Source organism: Streptomyces misionensis (assembly GCF_900104815.1).
Classification (GTDB): Bacteria; Actinomycetota; Actinomycetes; order Streptomycetales; family Streptomycetaceae; genus Streptomyces; species Streptomyces misionensis.
The window spans coordinates 4,456,392-4,477,265 of record NZ_FNTD01000004.1 but is presented as its reverse complement, the minus strand read 5'-3'; the positions used below and the strand labels follow the sequence as shown (position 1 = coordinate 4,477,265).

Genomic DNA, 20,874 nt, shown 5'->3' with positions numbered 1-20,874 from the left:
TTTGCCCAGGTCTCGCCCGTCCGTACGAACCGCGTGCGGGTACGGGAGCGCGTCAGAACCTGCGACCGGAGGAGTGCAGTGGCAGCCAACGACCGGGCAGCAGCTCCCGGAAAGTCCGGTGGGAGTGCCGGTTCCGATGGCCTGATGCGCGCCTCGCTGAGCGCCGTGGCACCCGGTACGGCCATGCGGGACGGCCTGGAGCGCGTGCTGCGCGGCAACACCGGCGGACTGATCGTGCTCGGCTCCGACAAGACCGTCGAGGCGATGTGCACGGGCGGGTTCGTGCTGGACGTGGAGTTCACCGCGACCCGGCTGCGGGAGCTGTGCAAGCTGGACGGCGGCATCGTGCTGTCGTCGGACCTGTCGAAGATCCTGCGCGCGGGCGTCCAGCTGGTCCCGGACCCGACGATCCCCACGGAGGAGACGGGCACCCGGCACCGCACGGCGGACCGGGTGAGCAAGCAGGTCGGCTTCCCGGTGGTCTCGGTCTCCCAGTCGATGCGGCTGATCGCGCTCTACGTCGACGGTCAGCGCCGCGTCCTGGAGGACTCCGCGGCGATCCTCTCCCGCGCGAACCAGGCGCTGGCCACGCTGGAGCGGTACAAGCTGCGCCTGGACGAGGTGGCGGGCACGCTGTCGGCGCTGGAGATCGAGGACCTGGTGACGGTGCGGGACGTGTCCGCCGTCGCGCAGCGCCTGGAGATGGTCCGGCGGATCGCCACCGAGATCGCCGAGTACGTGGTGGAGCTGGGCACCGACGGCCGCCTTCTCGCCCTCCAGCTGGAGGAGTTGATCGCGGGGGTCGAGCCGGACCGGGAGCTGGTGGTGCGGGACTACGTGCCCGAGCCGACGGCTAAGCGTTCCCGCACGGTGGAGCAGGCCCTGGCCGAGCTGGACGCGCTCACCCAGGCGGAACTGATCGAAGTCGGCACGGTGGCACGGGCGTTGGGCTACACCGGTTCGCCCGAGACGCTCGACTCCGCGGTGTCCCCGCGGGGCTTCCGGCTGCTGGCCAAGGTGCCGCGGCTGCCCGGCGCGATCATCGACCGGCTGGTCGAACACTTCGGCGGGCTCCAGAAGTTGCTGGCCGCGAGCGTGGACGACCTCCAGACGGTGGACGGCGTGGGCGAGGCGCGGGCGAGGAGCGTCCGCGAGGGCCTGTCCCGCCTGGCCGAGTCCTCGATCCTGGAGCGGTACGTCTAGTGCCGTGACCGGCGGGCGCGGCGCGGTTCCCGCCCGCCACGGCCCCGACGCGGCCGGGCCAGCCCGACGCGGCCGCCCGGCCGCCGAGTCCTAGTCCGCCGACAGCACGAACGACGCCGTCAGCTTCCCGTAGCCCGGGGTCTTGGCCTCCAGCAGGTACGTGCCCGCCTTCGCCGGGCCGCCGGACGGCGTCGCGCAGTGGGCGGCGCTCGGGCGGCGGTCCCACTGCACGGTGTACGTGATGCTCTTGCCGGCCGGCACCCGGAACGGCAGGTTGCCCGCGCCCTTGGGGCAGTCGGCGGACGACCAGAACGCGTCGTCGGTGTCCGCGGGGGTGATCGTCAGCACCGCGTTCTTCGGACCGAGGTTGACCTTGCAGTCGGCGGACGAGCCGTTCTTCGCGGTGAGTTCGAAGGTCGGCGTCTGGTCGGGCGAGTAGGAGTTGCGCAGACTCCGCAGGCTCAGCGACACCGCCCCGGCCGTGCAGTCGGGCAGCGGGGAGGAGCCGGGGAGGGCGTCGCCCGCGACGACCCCGCCGCCGGCGGCCGAGCCGGCACCCGAACCGCCCGTGCCCGCACCGCCGTTGTCGGAACCGGAAGCGGAACCCGAGCCCCCGCCGTCACCGGAAGCGGAACCGGAACCCGACCCCGAACCGGAGTCCGAGCCCCCCGACTCGTCGCGCCCGCCGGGGTGTTGGCTGTAGGCGGGGCCCGACCCGGACGGACCGGGCGTGATGGTGTTCGCGGGATTCTTGCCGCCGGACGCGCTGGTGCCCTTCTTGCCGCCCCCGCCCCCGGCGGTGACGAACCAGGCGATCAGCAGCGCCACCACGGCGACCACCGACAGCAGGATGGCCCTCCGACGCCAGTAGATGGAGGAGGGAAGCGGCCCGACCGGATTGCGCAGAGATCCCACGCCCAAACTCTACGAGAGATCGGCGCGCGGCCTTGCGCCACCCGCCGTGCGCGCGGCAACTTTTCCGGATCATCATCCCGGCAACTGCCCCGGCAGGCACGGTTCTTCACTTCCCGGCACGCTCGGTGACCGCGCCGTCACCCGCGCCACCCGGCGCGGCGTGGCAGGATCGGAAGGCCATGACTGAGAAGCTCCACGCCCCCGTGATCGCCTGGTTCGACACCCACGCCCGCGACCTCCCCTGGCGCCGCCCGGAGGCGGGCGCCTGGGGGGTGATGGTCAGCGAGTTCATGCTCCAGCAGACCCCGGTGAACCGGGTGCTGCCCGTCTACGAACAGTGGCTCGCCCGCTGGCCGCGCCCCGCCGACCTGGCGAAGGAGGCTCCCGGCGAGGCGGTGCGGGCCTGGGGCCGGCTCGGCTATCCGCGCCGTGCGCTGCGGCTGCACGGCGCCGCGGTCGCCATAACGGAGCGGCACGGCGGGGACGTACCGACGGAGCACGCGCAGCTGCTCGCGCTGCCCGGCATCGGCGAGTACACGGCCGCCGCGGTGGCCTCGTTCGCGTACGGGCAGCGGCATCCCGTGCTGGACACGAATGTGCGACGGGTGCTGGCGCGGGCGGTGACGGGGGTGCAGTACCCGCCGAACGCGACCACGGCGGCCGAGCGGCGCCTCGCCCGCGAGCTGCTGCCCGAGGAGGAGTCGACGGCCGCGCGCTGGGCCGCCGCCTCCATGGAGCTGGGCGCGCTGGTGTGCACGGCGAAGAACGAGGGCTGCGCGCGCTGTCCGATCGCCGCGCAGTGCGCCTGGCGGCTGGCCGGCAAGCCGGAGCACCAGGGGCCGCCGCGCCGGGGGCAGACGTACGCCGGCACCGACCGGCAGGTGCGCGGCAAGCTGCTGGCCGTGCTGCGGGAGGCGCACGCGCCGGTGCCGCAGGCGGTGCTGGACCGGGTGTGGCACGAGCCGGTGCAGCGGGCCCGCGCGCTCGACGGGCTCGTCACCGACGGTCTGGTGGAGCCGCTGCCGGGCGGCCTGTACCGGCTGCCGCTGACCTGACGCCCAGCCAGATCACAGCGGGGGCACCTCTGTTACGGAGGCTCGCGGCCAAGTAACCTGCAACAAAAGCCTCATAACCGGACATAAGAACCCGCCTCTTTACCCGCTTCCTACGTCCGTTACACAACCGACGGATAGCCGATTGCTAGCCGCAGGCTGGTGCGCACAGCCTCGTGACAACAACTGCCTACCTTCTTGTTCGTGCCCGGCGGACCACCGGGACGGACAGCAGGACGGCGGGACTTCGGCGGGGAGCCGGAGCACACGGGGAACGGAGGCGGTTGAACATGGCCCAGGGCGAGGTGCTCGAATTCGAGGAGTACGTCCGCACCCGGCAGGACGCGCTGCTGCGCAGTGCGCGTCGACTGGTGCCGGACCCCGTCGACGCCCAGGACCTGCTGCAGACCGCGCTGGTACGGACGTACGGCCGCTGGGACGGCATCGCCGACAAGCGGCTCGCCGACGCCTATCTGCGCCGGGTCATGATCAACACGCGGACCGAGTGGTGGCGGGCGCGCAAGCTGGAGGAGGTCCCCACCGAGCAGCTGCCGGACGCCTGCGTGGACGACTCCACCGAGCAGCACGCCGACCGCGCCCTGCTGATGGACGTCCTGAAAGTCCTCGCACCCAAGCAGCGCAGCGTCGTGGTGCTGCGACACTGGGAGCAGATGTCCACGGAGGAGACGGCCGCGGCCCTCGGCATGTCGGCCGGTACGGTCAAGAGCACACTGCACCGGGCGCTCGCCCGGCTCCGTGAGGAGCTGGAGGCCCGCGACCTGGACGCACGGGCGCTGGAGCGTGAGGAGCGGGAGCGTTGCGCGGCCTGACCGGGCCCGGGCCGGAACCGGCCCGCGGGAGTTTGCTGGCGGTGATCGCGGCGGTGGCCTCGGTCACCGCCCTCGCCCTTTTCGCCGCGGCGTGCGGCACGGGCGGCATGGGGGCGCGGGACGAGGGCCCGGCACACGCCTCGGCGGTGGCCGGGGCCGTCGCCTCCCCCTCGCCGTCGCCGTCCGATCCGGACAAGTACCGGAAGGTGGACGCCGTACGGCTGCTCAAGCAGGACCCGGCCGTCTCGGCCGCGGTCAAGCGGGAGCTGAAGCCGTGCAGCGGCGACGAGTACCCGGTGGACGTCTCGTACGGCGATCTGACCGGCAACTCGGTGGACGACGTGGTGGTCAACGTGCTGACCTGCGCCGACGCGGTCGGGATCGGCTCGTACGTGTACCGGGAGCAGTCCGGCGTCTTCAAGAACGTCTTCCGGACCGAGGAGTCCCCGGTCTACGCGGAGATCGACCAGGGGCGGCTCTCGGTGACGAGGCAGTATTACGAGAAGGGCGATCCCATCTCCAGCCCGTCCGGTGAGATCGTGACGCCGTACACCTGGAAGACGGGACGGTTCGCGCCCGGCAAGAGCGTGCGCAACGAGTACAGCAAGTCGGCCGGCGAGGTTCCGTCGCCCGTGCCGGACAACTGACCGGGCGCGCCCCACATCACGACCAGCACCGTTACGAGGACAGAGAGCACCCGGGATGGCAGACCAGACCCACGTTCTGTTCGTCGAGGACGACGACGTCATCCGCGAGGCCACCCAGCTCGCGCTGGAGCGGGACGGCTTCGCGGTCACGGCCATGCCCGACGGCCTGTCGGGCCTGGCGGCGTTCCGGGCGAACCGCCCCGACATCGCCCTGCTCGACGTCATGGTCCCGGGGCTGGACGGCGTCAGTCTGTGCCGGCGGATCCGGGACGAGTCGACCGTGCCGGTGATCATGCTGTCGGCGCGCGCCGACTCCATCGACGTCGTCCTCGGCCTGGAGGCGGGTGCGGACGACTACGTGACCAAGCCGTTCGACGGTGCCGTGCTGGTCGCCCGGATCCGGGCGGTGCTGCGCCGCTTCGGGCACGCGGGCGGCTCCCACCACCCGGAGGAGACCGGTTCCGCGGTGCAGGACGGCTCCACCCTGACCTTCGGTGATCTGCGGATCGACACCGACGGCATGGAGGTGCGCCGGGCCGGTGAGCCGGTGGCGCTCACCCCCACCGAGATGCGGCTGCTGCTGGAGTTCTCCTCCGCGCCGGGCTCGGTCCTCTCCCGCGACAAGCTCCTGGAGCGGGTGTGGGACTACGGCTGGGGCGGCGACACCCGGGTGGTCGACGTGCATGTGCAGCGGCTGCGGCAGAAGATCGGCCAGGACCGCATCGAGACCGTCCGTGGCTTCGGCTACAAACTGAAGGCCTGAACGGAGCTGCGGCATGCGGGGGTTTCTTCGCCACCCGGTCCGGCGCATGGAGCGCGTGGGCCTGCACACCGGGATCAGATGGAAGCTGAGCGCGGCGATCGCGCTGGTGGCCGGGCTCGTGGCGGTCGCGCTGAGCCTGGTCGTGCACAACGCGGCCCGGGTCTCCATGCTGGACAACGCGCGCGACCTGGCCAACGACCGGGTCCTGCTGGCCCAGCGCAACTACGAGCTGTACGGGCGGACCAACTTCCCCGACATCAAGATCGACGACCCGGCGCTGCCGCGCGCGCTGCGGCAGAAGGTCGCGGCCGGGCGGCGGGCCAGCGACGTCTCCGACCACGGCTCGAAGCCGCCGGACATCTGGGCCGCCGTACCCGCCAAGGACGGGCATGTGCTCTCCTGGCACAGCCACTTCCCCGACCGGTCCCTTGGCGTGATGAACGACCTGGACCAGGCCCTGGTCATCGGCTCCATCGCGGTCGTCCTCGGCGGCAGCGCGCTCGGTGTGCTGATCGGCGGGCAGCTGTCCGGGCGGCTGCGCAAGGCGGCGGCCGCGGCGAACGAGGTCGCCCGGGGCGAGACCGACGTACGGGTGCGGGAGGCGATCGGCGGTGTCGTACGGGACGAGACCGACGATCTCGCGCGGGCCGTGGACGCCATGGCGGACGCGCTGCGGCAGCGGCTGGAGGCCGAGCGGCGGGTCACCGCGGACATCGCGCACGAGCTGCGCACCCCGGTGACGGGGCTGCTGACGGCCGCCGAGCTGCTGCCGCCGGGCCGACCCACCGAGCTGGTGCTGGACCGGGCCAAGGCGATGCGCACGCTGGTCGAGGACGTGCTGGAGGTGGCCCGCCTGGACAGCGCCTCGGAGCGGGCCGAGCTGCAGGACATCCTGCTCGGCGAGTTCGTGGCCCGGCGGGTGGCCGCCAAGGACCCGGAGATCGTCGTGCGGGTCGTCCACGAGTCCGAGGTGACGACCGACCCGCGGCGCCTGGAGCGGGTGCTGTTCAACCTGCTCGCCAACGCCGCGCGGCACGGCCGGCCACCGATCGAGGTGAGCGTCGAGGGCCGGGTGATCCGGGTCCGCGACCACGGCCCCGGCTTCCCCGAGGAACTGCTGGCCGAGGGTCCGAGCCGGTTCCGCACCGGCAGCAAGGACCGCGCGGGCAAGGGGCACGGCCTGGGCCTGACCATCGCGGCCGGCCAGGCGCGGGTCCTCGGCGCCCGCCTCACCTTCCGCAACATCCGCCCGGTCGGCACCCCCGCCCACCTGCCCGCCGAGGGCGCGGTGGCGGTCCTCTGGCTCCCCGAGCACGCGCCCACCAACACGGGCAGCTATCCGATGCTGCCGCTGTCGGGGAGCACCGGCTGAACGGTCTTCCGTCTGGATCGGACCCTAGGTCCTCCCGGGAAGGGAGGCCCTCCCGGCAACGGCCTGGCCGAGCAGCGCATCGGTGAGCCGCAGGGCGGTGGGCCGGTCCAGGGGGGCGTGGCCGAGCAGGAAGCGGTACCAGAACAGGCCGTAGAACTGGTCGACCAGCAGGTCGACGTCCTGGCCCGCCGGGAGTTCACCGCGTTCGCGGCCCCGCTCCAGGACCGCGCGCACCGCGGCCCGGCGCGACTCGGTGAACGTCCGCAGCAGCTCGGCCAGCCGCGGGTCCCCGGCAGCCTCGCGGACCAGCGTGCGCAGGGCCGGGCCGGAGGGGGGCCGCTGCGCCGCGTCGAAGGTCGCGGTCACCAGGGCCCGCAGGTCGTCCCGGAGGCTGCCGGTGTCCGGCGCGGGTACGTCCTGGGCGGCCCGGTCCAGCAGCGCGTCCAGCAGGACGGCGCCCTTGGACGGCCACCAGCGGTACAGGGTCTGTCTGCCGACGCCCGCGGCGCGCGCGATGGTCTCCACGGTGACGGGGGCGCCGTCCGCGTCGGCGAGCAGGCCGAGGGCGGCGTCGAGGATCGCCCGGCGGGCGGCTTCGTTGCGGCGCCGCCCGGTGTGCGGGCGCGGTTCCCTGGTGTCGTGCACGTGCCACTCCCTCTCGAAACCCCCTTGACGAGACTAACGGTCTCGGCAACGCTTGGCGAGACCGACGTTCTCGGCAACAGGCCGGAACCCGGTGACGCCTCGGGAGAGAAGCCACTCATGAGCACTCCGCACACCCTTGCGCACCCCCTCGCCGGACAGCGTGTCGTCGTCATGGGCGGCAGCTCGGGCATCGGCGAGGCGACCGCCGCGTTCTGCGCGGCGGACGGCGCGGAGGTGATCATCACCGGCCGCGGCCAGGACCGGCTCGACGCCGCGGTGGCGCGGCTCGCCGGCCGGGGCGGGAAGGTCTCGGGCCACCGGCTCGACGCCTCGGACCGGGCCGCGCTGGACGCCTTCTTCGCCGGGTCCGGCACCGTCGACCACCTGATCGTCGCCCTCAGCGGCGGCAAGGGCGCCGGCCCCTTCGCCGAGCTGGACCTCGCGGACCTGGCGGCCGGTTTCGACGGCAAGTTCTGGCCGCAGGTCCAGGTGCTCCAGGCCGCGCTGCCCGCGCTGCGGCGGGACGGCTCGGTCACCCTGGTGACCGCCGCGTCCGCCCGCGCCGCCATCCCGGGCACCGCCGGCCTCGCCGCGATCAACGGCGCCCTGGAGGCGCTGATCCCGCCGCTCGCCGTCGAGCTGGCCCCGCTGCGGATCAACGCGGTCGCCCCGGGCATCGTCGACACCCCCTGGTGGGACGACAAGCCGGCCGAGCAGCGCCAGGCCATGTTCGAGGACATCGCCGCCGCCACCCCGGTGGGCCGGGTCGGCCACCCCGAGGACATCGCCCGCGCCCTGCACATGCTCGCCGCGAACGGCTTCGTGACCGGCATCGTCCTGGAGGCGTCCGGCGGCGCGAGCCTGTCGACGAAGCGCTGACGAGGGAGCGGGGGCGGACCACCCCCGCCGGGCCCGGCTCGTTCCTCAGCCCTGTCCGGCAGGGCCCCGACCAGTTTCACGAGCGCAGCGAGTTCCCACGCGTACAGCCTGCCCAGGCGTTCGCCCGACTCACTCAACGGCGAAGGCCCCCGGGGCGGACACCCGCCGGGGGCCTTCGGTGCGCGGACGGCGAGGTCAGACCGCCTCGGCCAGCGGGGGCACCGCCGCTTCCGGCTCGTCGGACTTCGGGGCCTGGGGGCCGCCCCGCAGGGGGACCTCCTTGACGAAGAAGGCCGCCAGCAGGACCAGGACGGCGATCACGGCACCCAGCAGGAACGCGGAGTGGGTGCCCGCGGAGACCGCGTGCTGGTACGCCTCGCGGGCCAGCGGCGGCAGCTTCTTCAGGCTCTTCGCGTCGAGCTGGGCGGACTGCTCGGTGATGTTCTTGCCCAGCGCACCGGCCCGCTCGGCCATGACGTCCTTGACCCGGTTGTTGAACAGCGCGCCCATCACGGCGACACCGAACGAGGAGCCGAGCGTCCGGAAGAGCGTCGTGGACGACGAGGCCACGCCCATGTCCTTCATCTCGACGCTGTTCTGCGCCACCAGCATGGTGATCTGCATCAGGCAGCCCATGCCGAGGCCGAGCACGGCCATGTAGAGGCCGGAGGTGAGGCGGGTGGTGCCGGTGTCCATCAGCGACATCAGGTACAGACCGGCGATCATCAGCACACCGCCGGCGATCGGGAAGATCTTGTAGCGGCCGCTGTTGGTGGTGACGCGTCCGGCGACCATCGACGTCACCATCATCGCGCCGAGCATCGGCAGCAGCAGCAGACCGGAGTTGGTCGCGGACGCGCCCTGCACCGCCTGCTGGTACAGCGGCAGGAACAGCGTGGCGCCGAACATCACGAAGCCGGTGATGAAGCCGATGACGGACATCAGGGTGAAGTTGCGGCTGCGGAAGATGTGCAGCGGCAGCACCGGCTCGGCGGCCTTCGTCTGCCAGAACACGAAGCCGATCAGCGCGACCACGCCGAGCGCGATCAGCTCCAGGATGCGCGGGGAGCTCCAGGCGTACTCGCTGCCGCCCCAGGTGGTGACCAGCACGATCGAGGTGATGCCGACGGTCAGCAGGACGACACCGAGGTAGTCGATGCCCGCCTGGGACCGCTTCTTCGGCAGGTGCAGCACGGCGGTGACCAGCACGAGGGCGACCGCGCCGAGCGGCAGGTTGATGTAGAAGGACCAGCGCCAGCCCCAGTTGTCGGTGATGGTGCCGCCGACCAGCGGGCCGCCGATCATCGCCAGCGCCATGACGCCGGCCATCATGCCCTGGTACTTGCCCCGCTCCCGCGGCGGCACCAGGTCGCCGATGATCGCCATGACGCCGACCATCAGACCGCCGGCGCCGAGTCCCTGCACGGCACGGAAGCCGATCAGCTCGCCCATGTTCTGGGCCATGCCGCTGAGCGCCGAGCCGATCAGGAAGATCACGATCGAGCTGAGGAAGGCACCCTTGCGCCCGTACATGTCACCGAGCTTGCCCCAGATCGGGGTAGAGGCCGCGGTGGCCAGGGTGTAGCCGGTCACCACCCACGAGAGGTGTTCCAGGCCGCCGAGTTCACCGACGATCGTGGGCATCGCCGTGCCGACGATCATGTTGTCGAGCATCGCGAGCATCATCGCGATCATGAGCGCGAGCAGTACGACGCGCACGCTCCGCTGTTTCCGCCCCGCCGGGGCGCTCTCCACCGTGTCCGCCATCTTTCTTCTTCCCACTCCCCCCGGCCTCCACTTACTTGCCGCCCGGCTAGTCACTACACTGGCAAGGTAGACGGCAACTAGCCGGGCGTCAAGTAAGTTTCGCGGGAGCGCAAGGAGTACCAGGATGGGCGGCACCATGGACGGCACCAAGCAGCAGCGCCGCGGCAACACACGCCAGCGCATCCAGGACGTCGCGCTCGAACTCTTCGCGGAGCAGGGCTACGAGAAGACCTCTCTGCGCGAGATCGCGGAGCGTCTCGACGTCACCAAGGCGGCCCTGTACTACCACTTCAAGACCAAGGAAGAGATCATCGTCAGCCTCTTCGAGGACCTGACGCAGCCGATCCAGGACCTGATCGAGTGGGGACGCGGCCAGCCGCACACCCTGGAGACGAAGCGGGAGATCGTACGGCGCTACAGCCAGGCCCTCTCGCACGCGGAGCCGCTGTTCCGTTTCATGCAGGAGAACCAGGCGACGGTGCGGGAGCTGCGCATCGGCGACGCCTTCAAGGACCGGATGCGCTGCCTGCGGGACATCCTGCTGGACCCGGACGCCGAACTGGTCGACCAGGTGCGCTCGGTCAGCGCCCTGTTCACCCTGCACGCCGGCATGTTCCTGCTCCAGGACCTGGAGGGCGACGTCGAGAAGAAGCGCGCGGCCGTTCTCGAGGTCGCCCTGGACCAGGTCACCCAGGCGCACGAGCACGCGCGCCGGTAGTGTCCGCTCAGACCTTGAGGCCCTTGCCGCGCAGGTAGGACAGCGGGTTGAGGGCGGAGCCGTAGTTCGGGGTCGTACGGATCTCGAAGTGCAGGTGCGGGCCGGTGGAGTTGCCGGTGGAGCCGGACAGGGCGATGTGCTGGCCCGCCTTCACGGTCTGACCGATGCGCACGTCCACCCGGGACAGGTGCGCGTACTGGGAGTAGACGCCGTTCTCGTGCTTGATCACGACGGCGTTGCCGTACGCGGGGCCGTCGCCGGCGCCGTTGGGACCGGCCTTGACCACGGTGCCGCCGTGCACGGCGACGACGTCGGTGCCGGTCGGCACGGCGAAGTCCTGGCCGCTGTGCTTGGCGACCCAGCGGGCGCCGGACTGGTTGAAGCCCGCCGACAGCGAGTACTTCTTCACCGGGTCGACCCAGGAGGCGGCCGACGGAGCGGCGCTCGCGGCTCCGGCGCCCAGCACGACCGGGACAGCGACACCGGCGGCCAGGACGGCGGCACGGGTACGGAGCGAGGACGTACGGAGAGCACGGGACGTGAAGCGCTTGATCATCGGGACCTCGTGAAATCGGGGACAGATCGGCCACCCGGCGCACAGACGTCCACCGCGGCGGCCATCCCTTGGTAACCGATCGCCCCGCCGGGTAAAAGCGACGCTTCTACGGCGCGCGGTAGTAGAGGGCCCCCGGCCCGCCATCACCTTGACAGGCCCGGTGACCACCGGGGCACCTACGCCCCCGACGTGCTCCTATGACCCCGGGTTCCGGGATCGGCACGCCTTTTGCCGACCCTTTACCCGGTCGGCCCATCCCACTATCGGGGGTAGTAAGGGACATTTCGCCTGTGCGCCTTATCACCGGGCCGGCGTATGCGCGCGGCCCGTGAATGTGACGCAGACCCCTATCCACCTACCGTCCGGTAACCCTACGGTTCCCCTCACGCCACCCGCACCACAGATCATGCACCTGCCATCTCCTGACGGATGCGAGAGGAACCCCCACCGATGACCACACGCCCCCTGGCGCGCCGCATCACCGTGACCGCCGTCGCCGTGGCCGCCCTGGCCGCCGTGGCCGCCCCGGCCCGGGCGGCGGACGCCGGCCCGGCCCAGGCCGCCACCGCGGCGACGACGGCGAGCGCCACCACCGGCAAGGTCGACTACGCCACCTGGCAGCAGGACTGCCGGACCGTGATGGACCAGGCACTGCCCTACATCAAGGAGCGCATCGCCGACGCCGGACCGGGCGAGAAGCAGGCCATCGTCCTCGACATCGACAACACCGCGCTGGCGACCGACCTCGGCTTCCAGGTCCCGCAGGCGGCCAACGGGCCGGTCCTGGACGTCGCCGAGTACGCCCAGGAGCACGGCGTCTCCCTCTTCTTCGTCACCGCCCGCCCGGGCATCATCGAGGCGCCCACCAAGTGGAACCTGGAGTACGACGGCTACCGGGTCTCCGGCCTCTACGTGCGCGGCCTCGTCGACCTCTTCAAGAACGTCGCCGACTACAAGACGGCCCAGCGCGCCGGCATCGAGAGCAGGGGCTACGACATCATCGCCAACATCGGCAACAGCGCCACCGACCTCTCCGGCGGCCACGCCGACCGCACCTTCAAACTGCCCGACTACGACGGCCAGTTGTCGTAACCCGGTTAGGCTCCGTCCGTAGTCTTCGGGACGTCGTACGACCACGGGGGTGGCGGATGGAGCCGACGGTACTGGGTGGCAAGCTGGCGTCCGCCGCGATCGGCCCGCTGGTGCGGAAGCTGATCGTGCGGGACGCCCCCGGGGCGGGCCTGGTGGACAGGCCGGTGCGGCTGTCCGCGCTGGTGACCTTCCGGGGCGAGAAACGGACGCTCGGCGAGAAGGACGTCCACAGGCTCGCCGAGCGGATCGTGGACCGGGCGGTGGAGTCCCCGGGCGAGGCACCGTTCCCGGCGGACGAGCGGAGCGCGGTGGCCGATGCGCTGGCCAGACGTCTGCTGACGCTCGGCGAGCTGGACATGGACGACGTACAGGCGGTGCGCCTCGGGTACCGCGAGCTGGCGAGACGGCTGAGCGACGGCTCGAGGGCCTTCGACGGCCTCTCCACGGACGCCCGCCACTTCCTCGACTCGGCGACCGAATGGGCCTGCCTCCAGATCCTGGAGTTCTTCACCCGGCGGTCGTCCTTCGTGGCCCGCACCCTCGTGGAACAGAGCCGCGCCCAGGCCGAACTGATCGCCAAGGTGGACGAGTTGATCGTCCGCACCCCGCGCCCCGACGGGCGCGACACCGCCTTCGAGCGCCGCTACCTGCCGTACGTGGCCGACCGCCACAACCACATCACCATCTACGGCGTCGACCTGCGCGACTCCCCGGACCGCTGGCCCCTGGAAGTCGCCTACCTGAGCCTGGAGGCGACGACGGCCGGGGACGCCCCGCCCGACCAGGCGACCGGCGAGCACCCGCCGGCCGTCACCGGCCGGCTGCGGGCCGAGGAGGCGCTGCTCGCCGACGACCGGGTGCTGCTGCGCGGCGACGCCGGTTCCGGCAAGACCACCCTGGTGCAGTGGCTCGCGGTCACCGCGGCCCGCGACGGCGGCCGCGTCCCCTTCGTCCTCCCCCTGCGCACCCTGATCCGCACCGGCACCCTGCCCTCCCCGGACGGCTTCCTGAAGGCCGTGAGCTGCCCGCTGACCCCGCCGGAGGGCTGGGCCGAACGCGTGCTCACGGCGGGCCGGGGCCTGGTCCTCGTGGACGGCCTGGACGAGATACCGGCCGCCGACCGCCACCGCACCCGCGACTGGCTGCGCTCCCTCCTTTCGGCCTACCCCGGCAACCGCTGGCTGCTGACCTCCCGCCCGACCGCCGTCCGCGCCGACTGGCTGGCCCAGGAGGGCTTCCGGGAGCTGACCCTGGCCCCGATGCGCCGCTCGGAGGTCGCCACCTTCGTCCGCCGCTGGCACGAGGCGGCGCGGGCCCCGGAGTTCGAGGCGCCGCTGCTGGACTCCCTGCGCACGAAGCGCGATCTGGCCCGGCTGACCACCAACCCCCTGATGTGCGGCCTGATCTGCGCCCTGCACCGCGAACGCCGGGGCTATCTCCCCACCGGCCGCAAGGAGTTGTACGACGCCGCCCTCACGATGCTGCTCGCGCGCCGGGACCGGGAGCGGGGCATGGCCGTCGAACTGGGCGAGGAGGCGCAGCTGGAGCTGCTGCAACGGCTCGCGTACGCGCTGGTGCTCAGCGGCCGCACGGAGATGGACGCCGGCACGGCGGAGGGCATCGTGGAGCGGTGCCTTCCGGCGGTGGCCTCGGCGGGCGGTGACGCGCCGGCGGTCCTGCGGGAGCTGCTGCTGCGCAGCGGCCTGCTGCGGCAGCCGGCACAGGGCGTCGTGGACTTCGTCCACCGCACCTTCCAGGACTACCTGGGGGCGCGGTACGCGGTCGGGGAAGGGCATCTGGAGGTGCTGCTCGGCCACGCCGACGACACCCAGTGGGAGGACGTCATCCGCATGGCCGTCGCCCACGCGCGCCCCCGGGAACGGGCCTGGCTGCTCCGGCAGCTGCTCGCCCGGGACACCCCCCGGCTGACCTTGCTGGCCCTCGCCTGCCTGGAACACGCGGTGGCCCTGGACGCGGGGGTGCGGGCGGAGGTCGAGGAGCGGGCGGCGGCGCTGATCCCGCCGCGGACGAAGGAGGACGCGCGGTCCCTGGCCGGCGCGGGCCCGCTGGTGCTGGAGCTGCTGCCGGGCCCGGAGGGACTGACGGCCGCGGAGTCACTGGGCGTGGTGATCACCGCGTCCCTCCTGGGGGAGGCGGAGCCGGAGGGGGCGCTGGGGGTGCTGCGGCGGTTCCGGGAGCATCCGGATCTGGATGTGCGGCGGCAGTTGGTGGGGACGTGGGGGCGGTTCGACGCCGGGGAGTATGCGGCGGAGGTGCTGGATCATCTGAGCCGGGCAGGTCTCCGCCTGAACTGCGACTCGTCCGAACAGCGCGCGGCACTGGGCTTGATGCGTCCCTGGCCCCAGCTGTCTTTCGGCGGCCCGCACAGCGCCGAGGACATCCTGGCCGCTGTGCCGGCCCCCGAGGCCGTGAGAACGCTTTTCATATTGGACAACCCTGACCTCACCGATCTGGGCGCTCTTGTTCCGTTCAGTGGTTTGCGTCGACTTGGGGTGCTCGGCTGTCCGGCCACCGGAGTGGACCGACTTTCCGTTCTCCCGCTCACCACGCTCGCCTGCGGCATCGCCGACATGACCGGACTGCGGTCCCTCCGATCCCTCACCGACCTTTCCGTACACCAGGAACTGCCGGGGGCCGACCTCACCGATGCTCTGCCGGTGGACGCCCCGCTGGAATCCCTTTTCCTCGGCGTGCACAGCATCAAAAGCACGGGGTTGCGCGGGCTGAGTCGGTGGGCGTCTCTGCGCACCCTGAGTTTCGGATCGCTGGCCACGGAGCTGACGGAGGACGACTGGTGTGAAGTCGCGGAACTGCCCCGGCTGACCCGCATCGACCTGAACGGCAGGGTGCTGACGCACTCCGTCGACCCGATGCCGGTCCTTCCCGGCATCGAGGTTCTTCAGGTCGGCATGATGTCCGGCACCGAAGACCTCTCGCCCCTGGCGCACCGGCTACCGGGCCTGCGCTCGGTGGTCCTGGTGAATCAGCCCGGCCATTCCGTCACCGCGTCCCGGTACCGGGAACTCTTCCCGAACGCCGAACTCACCGTGGAAGAACACTGAAAGGGGCCGGTGCCCGAAGGCACCGGCCCCTTTTTTCAGCTGAACCGCCGGAGGCTCACGCGTCCTTGCTCAGGTTCGGGCCGCCGCCCGCCGCCTGCTCGATCGGCGGGGCGTCCGGCAGGGCCGACTTCTCCTCGCCGCGGAAGGTGAAGGTCGCGGTGTCGCCCTCGCCCTCCGTGTCCACGACCACGATGTGACCGGGGCGCAGCTCGCCGAAGAGGATCTTCTCGGAGAGGCTGTCCTCGATCTCGCGCTGGATGGTGCGGCGCAGCGGCCGGGCGCCCAGCACGGGGTCGTAGCCCTTCTTGGACAGCAGCTCCTTGGCGGACTGGGACAGCTCGATGCCCATGTCCCGGTCCTTCAGGCGCTCGTCCACCTTGCTGATCATCAGGTCGACGATCCGCAGGATGTCCTCCTGCGTGAGCTGCGGGAAGACGACGACGTCGTCCACACGGTTGAGGAACTCGGGCCGGAAGTGCTGCTTCAGCTCGTCCTGGACCTTGTTCTTCATGCGCTCGTAGTTGGTCTTCGTGTCACCCGAGGCCGCGAAGCCCAGGTTGAAGCCCTTGGAGATGTCCCGGGTGCCGAGGTTGGTCGTCATGATGATGACCGTGTTCTTGAAGTCCACGACCCGGCCCTGGGAGTCGGTCAGACGACCGTCCTCCAGGATCTGCAGCAGCGAGTTGAAGATGTCCGGGTGGGCCTTCTCCACCTCGTCGAACAGGACGACGGAGAACGGCTTGCGGCGCACCTTCTCGGTCAGCTGGCCGCCCTCCTCGTAGCCCACGTAGCCGGGGGGCGAACCGAAGAGACGGGAGACCGTGTGCTTCTCGCTGAACTCCGACATGTCGAGGGAGATCAGCGCGTCCTCGTCGCCGAAGAGGAACTCGGCGAGCGCCTTGGACAGCTCGGTCTTACCGACGCCGGACGGGCCGGCGAAGATGAACGAGCCACCGGGGCGCTTCGGGTCCTTCAGACCGGCACGCGTACGGCGGATCGCCTTCGACAGCGCCTTGACGGCGTCGTTCTGGCCGATGACCCGCTTGTGGAGCTCCTCCTCCATGCGCAGCAGGCGGGAGGACTCCTCCTCGGTCAGCTTGAAGACCGGGATGCCGGTGGCCGTGGCGAGGACCTCGGCGATCAGCTCGCCGTCGACCTCGGCGACGACGTCCATGTCGCCGGCCTTCCACTCCTTCTCCCGCTTGGCCTTGGCGGCCAGGAGCTGCTTCTCCTTGTCGCGCAGGGAGGCGGCCTTCTCGAAGTCCTGCGAGTCGATCGCGGACTCCTTGTCCCGGCGGACACCGGCGATCTTCTCGTCGAACTCGCGCAGGTCCGGCGGCGCGGTCATCCGGCGGATGCGCATCCGGGAGCCGGCCTCGTCGATCAGGTCGATGGCCTTGTCCGGCAGGAAGCGGTCCGAGATGTAGCGGTCGGCCAGGGTGGCGGCCTGGACCAGCGCCTCGTCGGTGATGGAGACGCGGTGGTGCGCCTCGTACCGGTCGCGCAGGCCCTTGAGGATCTCGATGGTGTGCGGCAGGGACGGCTCGGCGACCTGGATGGGCTGGAAGCGGCGCTCCAGGGCCGCGTCCTTCTCCAGGTGCTTGCGGTACTCGTCCAGCGTGGTGGCACCGATGGTCTGCAGCTCACCGCGGGCCAGCATCGGCTTCAGGATGGAAGCCGCGTCGATGGCGCCCTCGGCGGCACCCGCACCGACCAGCGTGTGCAGCTCGTCGATGAACAGGATGATGTCGCCGCGGGTGCGGATCTCCTTGAGCACCTTCTTCAGGCGCTCCTCGAAGTCACCGCGGTAGCGGGAGCCGGCGACCAGGGCGCCGAGGTCCAGGGTGTAGAGGTGCTTGTCCTTCAGCGTCTCGGGCACCTCGCCCTTGACGATGGCCTGGGCGAGGCCCTCGACGACGGCGGTCTTGCCGACGCCGGGCTCACCGATCAGCACCGGGTTGTTCTTGGTACGGCGGGACAGCACCTGCATGACCCGCTCGATCTCCTTCTCGCGCCCGATGACCGGGTCGAGCTTGGACTCACGAGCGGCCTGGGTGAGGTTCCGGCCGAACTGGTCCAGGACGAGGGACGTCGAGGGGGTGCCCTCGGCGGGGCCGCCGGCGGTGGCGGTCTCCTTGCCCTGGTAACCGGAGAGCAGCTGGATGACCTGCTGCCGCACCCGGTTGAGGTCGGCGCCCAGCTTGACCAGGACCTGGGCGGCGACGCCCTCGCCCTCACGGATCAGGCCGAGCAGGATGTGCTCCGTGCCGATGTAGTTGTGGCCCAGCTGAAGGGCCTCGCGGAGCGACAGCTCCAGGACCTTCTTGGCACGGGGGGTGAAGGGGATGTGACCGGACGGGGCCTGCTGGCCCTGGCCGATGATCTCCTCCACCTGCTGGCGGACCGCCTCGAGCGAAATGCCGAGGCTCTCCAGGGCCTTAGCGGCGACACCTTCGCCCTCGTGGATGAGACCCAGGAGGATGTGCTCGGTGCCGATGTAGTTGTGGTTGAGCATCCGGGCTTCTTCCTGAGCCAGGACGACAACCCGCCGCGCGCGGTCGGTGAACCTCTCGAACATCGTTAATCGCTCCTCAGAGCGGTCAGGCAGTGGGGGGAACTTCCCCTCCCTGTCCTTCCGCAGCTTAGTCCCGCAAGCGGGGACCGCTCATTCCAACTGCCGACACCGTCCTTGGCCTCCTGACCCCGAACGCCGACATCTGCTCCAACCCGATGGTGCGAGACGATGTTCCCGCAGGCCAGGCAGTTACCCCACTCGCCACTACGCCGATGGCGAACGGGAGGCCGCCTCGCCCGCACGTCGCCCCCTCCCACTAGGCATGTCTTACCCGCTGGGACTGACACTCCATGCCGCGCGCACCCGATCCCTCCGCTATGGGCGAACAACCTTGCGGCTCCCCCCGCCCCCGTACGCCCCTATTTCGAGCACAGTGCGCGATCGACGGGGCACCCAGCGTAACTCCGGGTCCGTTCCGCCGGTTGCACTGGCATGGCTGGCTCGGTCTCCACGCCCTCCACGGTCCCCCTTCCGCGCCGTCCCGTCGAACCGGGAGCGCCCGCCGCGCCGTGGCCCGGGGCACGGGGGTGGCGGGAGGTCCGGCGCTGGTACGAGCGCGAGCTGGGCTGGGCCGCCGTTCCCGGGCGTCCGCCGCGGCTGCCCACCGGGGTCCGGTTCGACGTCCTGGACGTGCCGGCCGAGGCGGGCGCCGGGGCGCTCCGGCATCTCGCGCCGGGCTCGCCGGTGGCACTGCGGGGCGACCGGATGGAGCTGCTGGTGGCCGCGGGCAGCGCGGAGGAGCTGCCGGGGCTGCTGGAGTGGCTGGAGTGGGGTGCCGTCACGCTCGATCTGCGGGCCCTGGGGGCGGGGGACGCCCTTGAGGCCCCGTTGCCGCCCGGATGGCCGCCGTCGTCCGCCGAGAGGCCTTCCCGGGGTCTTCCGGGGGCTCGCTCGCGGGGTCTCTCCGAGTGCCTTGAGGGGGCCGCCGTGTGGCTGCGGCCCCCCGAGCCGGGGCACGAGGCCGGGGCCTCGCTGCCCGCGATGCCGGCCATGGGGCGCGCTGGGCACGCCCCCGATCTCGTACGACTGGTGGACACGGTGGCTGCATGCTGTCACCGCGTCCGGCTGCGGAGGGCCGCCGGCCCCGCCGGAAGGGTCGTACGGTCGGACCGGTGATCGGTCGTGGTACCGGTAATCGGCCGACGGATCAGCCGTTGGCCTTCTCGTACGCCTCGCGGATGGACGCGGGAACGCGGCCGCGGTCGTTGACCTCCAGGCCGTTCTCCTTGGCCCAGGCGCGGATCGCCGCGGTGTCCTGGTTGCCGCCGCCGGCGGCGGCACGGGCCTTTCCACGGCCGCCGGAGGCACGGCCCCCGGTACGCCGACCGCCCTTCACATAAGGGTCGAGAAGGCCGCGCAGCTTGTCCGCATTGGCGGTCGTGAGATCGATCTCGTACGTCTTGCCGTCCAGCGCGAACGTCACCGTCTCGTCCGCCTCGCCGCCGTCGAGGTCGTCGACAAGAAGGACCTGAACCTTCTGTGCCACCGGATTTCCTTTCATCGATAACGTTGAGGGTCAGGGTGCGCGCGTCCGCCCGTTTCGCCGCCCCTGTTATATGCAGTACTGCAGTACGTCGGAAAGCAAACCGCTTTTGCCGGAAAAACACAAACCCCTGGGAGAGGATCGCTCGGGACTCCGGGTACGGAAAGCTGCGCGTTTCGGACATAGGGCACCGCGCATAGTCACGGCGGCAATGACGATCACAGATGCAGAAGCATCCGGCTGTTGCCCAAGGTGTTCGGTTTCACTCGTTCGAGTCCGAGGAACTCCGCGACGCCCTCGTCATAGGAACGCAGCAGCTCCGCGTAGACATCGGTGTCGACCGGCGTCTCGCCGATCTCGACGAAGCCGTGCTTCCCGAAGAAGTCCACTTCGAAGGTCAGGCAGAAAACGCGGCGAACGCCGAGCCAGCGCGCGGTGTGCAGCAACTTCTCCAGCAACTGATGGCCGACGCCCGCGCCCTTGAGACCGGGCTTCACCGCCAGAGTGCGCACTTCCGCCAGGTCCTCCCACATGACGTGCAGTGCGCCGCAGCCGACCACCTCGGCGTTGTCGTCCCGTTCGGCGACCCAGAACTCCTGGATGTCCTCGTAAAGCGTGACCGTGGCTTTGTCGAGCAGGATGCGGTCGCGGACGTAGGCGTCGAGGAGGTGGCGCACGGCCGGGACATCGCTGGTGCGGGCACGACGGACCGTGATGGCTTTTGCGGAGACTTCGGGACGTGCTGCTGACATGAGCGGACGCTATCGCTCGTCGGCGCCCTCTGCCGAGCCGGGGTTCTCCTCTTGCCGCGCTCGCGCGGCTTCCGGTTCTCCGCCTTCGGGGGGCCGCGCCCGGCGCGCTTCGGGTGCTTCCGTGGATTGCGGCCCCTGGACGATGCGTACGGCGTCCGCGAGGGCCTGGCGCTGTTCCTGGCTCATCATCCCGAAGAAGGCGACGAGCGCGGCGGCCGGGTTGTCGCTCTGCGACCAGGCGTCGTTCATGAGTGCGGCGGCGTAGGCGGCACGGGTGGAGACGGCCTCATATCGATAGGCACGGCCTTCCGCCTCGCGGCGCACCCAGCCCTTCTGATGGAGATTGTCCAAAACCGTCATCACGGTGGTGTACGCGATGGAGCGTTCCTGCTGGAGGTCTTCCAGGACTTCTCGAACGGTCACCGGGCGGTTCCACTTCCACACCCGCGTCATGACCGCGTCTTCGAGTTCTCCCAAGGGGCGAGGCACAACTCAGACAATAGTGGGAGATCCGGACAATGGCGTGCCGGACGTGCGCGAAG

At 71.0% G+C, this 20,874-nt stretch carries 19 protein-coding genes; 11 read left to right on the top strand and 8 right to left on the bottom strand.

All coding sequences use genetic code 11. The annotated features are described in order from the left end of the window. Nucleotides 1-78: 78 nt before the first annotated feature. On the top strand, nt 79-1,203 hold the full coding sequence (gene disA, locus BLW85_RS21990; protein WP_070022500.1) for a DNA integrity scanning diadenylate cyclase DisA: 1,125 nt from the start codon (nt 79-81) through the stop codon (nt 1,201-1,203). A gap of 90 nt (nt 1,204-1,293) precedes the next feature. Here disA and BLW85_RS21985 read toward each other — a convergent pair whose 3' ends face one another. Further along, complete coding sequence (locus BLW85_RS21985; protein ID WP_208624886.1) at nt 1,294-2,118, bottom strand: hypothetical protein; 825 nt, start codon at nt 2,116-2,118, stop codon at nt 1,294-1,296. Nucleotides 2,119-2,297: 179 nt separating this feature from the next. On the opposite strand from BLW85_RS21985, the gene BLW85_RS21980 reads away from it, so the two are divergent. The 5 genes from BLW85_RS21980 (at nt 2,298) to cseC (ending at nt 6,782) form a co-directional block, all read left to right on the top strand. Then, complete coding sequence (locus BLW85_RS21980; RefSeq protein WP_107409158.1) at nt 2,298-3,173, top strand: HhH-GPD family protein; 876 nt, start codon at nt 2,298-2,300, stop codon at nt 3,171-3,173. A 287-nt stretch (nt 3,174-3,460) separates the two neighbouring features. Continuing rightward, nucleotides 3,461-4,000 (top strand): SigE family RNA polymerase sigma factor, encoded by a 540-nt coding sequence (locus BLW85_RS21975; protein ID WP_070022497.1) that lies wholly within the window; start codon nt 3,461-3,463, stop codon nt 3,998-4,000. Then, nucleotides 3,988-4,647, top strand: a complete 660-nt coding sequence (locus tag BLW85_RS21970; protein WP_403424374.1) for a hypothetical protein — start codon at nt 3,988-3,990, stop codon at nt 4,645-4,647. The genes BLW85_RS21975 and BLW85_RS21970 overlap by 13 nt, the downstream gene beginning before the upstream one ends. Before the next feature lie 55 nt (nt 4,648-4,702). Continuing rightward, a complete protein-coding gene (cseB, locus tag BLW85_RS21965) occupies nt 4,703-5,410 on the top strand; it encodes a two-component system response regulator CseB (RefSeq protein WP_070022496.1) in 708 nt (235 codons plus the stop codon). Between the two features lie 13 nt (nt 5,411-5,423). Continuing rightward, nucleotides 5,424-6,782 carry a two-component system sensor histidine kinase CseC gene (gene cseC / locus BLW85_RS21960; protein ID WP_070022495.1) on the top strand — a complete coding sequence of 453 codons (1,359 nt, stop codon included), beginning with the start codon at nt 5,424-5,426 and terminating at the stop codon, nt 6,780-6,782. Nucleotides 6,783-6,806: 24 nt separating this feature from the next. On the opposite strand, the gene BLW85_RS21955 is transcribed toward cseC, so the two are convergent. Further along, nucleotides 6,807-7,427 carry a TetR/AcrR family transcriptional regulator gene (locus tag BLW85_RS21955; protein WP_074992924.1) on the bottom strand — a complete coding sequence of 207 codons (621 nt, stop codon included), beginning with the start codon at nt 7,425-7,427 and terminating at the stop codon, nt 6,807-6,809. Nucleotides 7,428-7,544: 117 nt separating this feature from the next. Here BLW85_RS21955 and BLW85_RS21950 point away from each other — a divergent pair, with 117 nt between their 5' ends. Then, nucleotides 7,545-8,306 carry an SDR family oxidoreductase gene (locus BLW85_RS21950; protein ID WP_074992923.1) on the top strand — a complete coding sequence of 254 codons (762 nt, stop codon included), beginning with the start codon at nt 7,545-7,547 and terminating at the stop codon, nt 8,304-8,306. A 195-nt stretch (nt 8,307-8,501) separates the two neighbouring features. Here the strand turns inward: BLW85_RS21950 and BLW85_RS21945 are convergent, their stop codons facing one another. After that, nucleotides 8,502-10,073 (bottom strand): MDR family MFS transporter, encoded by a 1,572-nt coding sequence (locus tag BLW85_RS21945; RefSeq protein ID WP_074992922.1) that lies wholly within the window; start codon nt 10,071-10,073, stop codon nt 8,502-8,504. A 124-nt stretch (nt 10,074-10,197) separates the two neighbouring features. On the opposite strand from BLW85_RS21945, the gene BLW85_RS21940 reads away from it, so the two are divergent. After that, nucleotides 10,198-10,791 carry a TetR/AcrR family transcriptional regulator gene (locus BLW85_RS21940; protein ID WP_074992921.1) on the top strand — a complete coding sequence of 198 codons (594 nt, stop codon included), beginning with the start codon at nt 10,198-10,200 and terminating at the stop codon, nt 10,789-10,791. A gap of 7 nt (nt 10,792-10,798) precedes the next feature. Here BLW85_RS21940 and BLW85_RS21935 read toward each other — a convergent pair whose 3' ends face one another. Next, nucleotides 10,799-11,347, bottom strand: coding sequence for a M23 family metallopeptidase (locus BLW85_RS21935; protein ID WP_070022490.1), 549 nt, complete (start codon nt 11,345-11,347; stop codon nt 10,799-10,801). Between the two features lie 450 nt (nt 11,348-11,797). Between BLW85_RS21935 and BLW85_RS21930 the strand changes: the two genes are divergently transcribed. After that, on the top strand, nt 11,798-12,439 hold the full coding sequence (locus BLW85_RS21930; protein ID WP_074992920.1) for an HAD family acid phosphatase: 642 nt from the start codon (nt 11,798-11,800) through the stop codon (nt 12,437-12,439). Between the two features lie 56 nt (nt 12,440-12,495). Beyond that, a complete protein-coding gene (locus BLW85_RS21925; RefSeq protein WP_074992919.1) occupies nt 12,496-15,522 on the top strand; it encodes an NACHT domain-containing protein in 3,027 nt (1,008 codons plus the stop codon). Between the two features lie 55 nt (nt 15,523-15,577). On the opposite strand, the gene BLW85_RS21920 is transcribed toward BLW85_RS21925, so the two are convergent. Then, the gene (locus BLW85_RS21920; RefSeq protein WP_070022487.1) at nt 15,578-18,100 is read right to left on the bottom strand and encodes an ATP-dependent Clp protease ATP-binding subunit; all 2,523 of its coding nucleotides are present in this window, start codon (nt 18,098-18,100) and stop codon (nt 15,578-15,580) included. Between the two features lie 429 nt (nt 18,101-18,529). Between BLW85_RS21920 and BLW85_RS21910 the strand changes: the two genes are divergently transcribed. Continuing rightward, nucleotides 18,530-19,213: an SCO3374 family protein gene (locus BLW85_RS21910; protein WP_208624885.1), complete on the top strand. Its 684-nt coding sequence runs from the start codon at nt 18,530-18,532 to the stop codon at nt 19,211-19,213. A gap of 31 nt (nt 19,214-19,244) precedes the next feature. Here the strand turns inward: BLW85_RS21910 and BLW85_RS21905 are convergent, their stop codons facing one another. The 3 genes from BLW85_RS21905 to BLW85_RS21895 form a co-directional block, all read right to left on the bottom strand. Then, complete coding sequence (locus tag BLW85_RS21905) at nt 19,245-19,583, bottom strand: histone-like nucleoid-structuring protein Lsr2 (protein ID WP_070022486.1); 339 nt, start codon at nt 19,581-19,583, stop codon at nt 19,245-19,247. A gap of 215 nt (nt 19,584-19,798) precedes the next feature. Continuing rightward, nucleotides 19,799-20,332, bottom strand: coding sequence for an amino-acid N-acetyltransferase (locus tag BLW85_RS21900; RefSeq protein ID WP_070022485.1), 534 nt, complete (start codon nt 20,330-20,332; stop codon nt 19,799-19,801). 9 nt (nt 20,333-20,341) lie between these two features. Beyond that, a complete protein-coding gene (locus tag BLW85_RS21895; RefSeq protein WP_070022484.1) occupies nt 20,342-20,785 on the bottom strand; it encodes a BlaI/MecI/CopY family transcriptional regulator in 444 nt (147 codons plus the stop codon). Nucleotides 20,786-20,874: the final 89 nt, after the last annotated feature.

What these genes read in the sequence shown, in the direction of transcription:
- BLW85_RS21980 (WP_107409158.1), top strand. Translation starts at nt 2,298, where the DNA reads ATGACTGAGAAGCTCCACGCCCCCGTGATCGCCTGGTTCGACACCCAC.
- BLW85_RS21975 (WP_070022497.1), top strand. Translation starts at nt 3,461, where the DNA reads ATGGCCCAGGGCGAGGTGCTCGAATTCGAGGAGTACGTCCGCACCCGG.
- cseB (WP_070022496.1), top strand. Translation starts at nt 4,703, where the DNA reads ATGGCAGACCAGACCCACGTTCTGTTCGTCGAGGACGACGACGTCATC.
- cseC (WP_070022495.1), top strand. Translation starts at nt 5,424, where the DNA reads ATGCGGGGGTTTCTTCGCCACCCGGTCCGGCGCATGGAGCGCGTGGGC.
- BLW85_RS21950 (WP_074992923.1), top strand. Translation starts at nt 7,545, where the DNA reads ATGAGCACTCCGCACACCCTTGCGCACCCCCTCGCCGGACAGCGTGTC.
- BLW85_RS21945 (WP_074992922.1), bottom strand. Translation starts at nt 10,073, where the DNA reads ATGGCGGACACGGTGGAGAGCGCCCCGGCGGGGCGGAAACAGCGGAGC.
- BLW85_RS21940 (WP_074992921.1), top strand. Translation starts at nt 10,198, where the DNA reads ATGGGCGGCACCATGGACGGCACCAAGCAGCAGCGCCGCGGCAACACA.
- BLW85_RS21935 (WP_070022490.1), bottom strand. Translation starts at nt 11,347, where the DNA reads ATGATCAAGCGCTTCACGTCCCGTGCTCTCCGTACGTCCTCGCTCCGT.
- BLW85_RS21930 (WP_074992920.1), top strand. Translation starts at nt 11,798, where the DNA reads ATGACCACACGCCCCCTGGCGCGCCGCATCACCGTGACCGCCGTCGCC.
- BLW85_RS21925 (WP_074992919.1), top strand. Translation starts at nt 12,496, where the DNA reads ATGGAGCCGACGGTACTGGGTGGCAAGCTGGCGTCCGCCGCGATCGGC.
- BLW85_RS21920 (WP_070022487.1), bottom strand. Translation starts at nt 18,100, where the DNA reads ATGTTCGAGAGGTTCACCGACCGCGCGCGGCGGGTTGTCGTCCTGGCT.
- BLW85_RS21910 (WP_208624885.1), top strand. Translation starts at nt 18,530, where the DNA reads ATGGCTGGCTCGGTCTCCACGCCCTCCACGGTCCCCCTTCCGCGCCGT.
- BLW85_RS21900 (WP_070022485.1), bottom strand. Translation starts at nt 20,332, where the DNA reads ATGTCAGCAGCACGTCCCGAAGTCTCCGCAAAAGCCATCACGGTCCGT.
- BLW85_RS21895 (WP_070022484.1), bottom strand. Translation starts at nt 20,785, where the DNA reads ATGACGCGGGTGTGGAAGTGGAACCGCCCGGTGACCGTTCGAGAAGTC.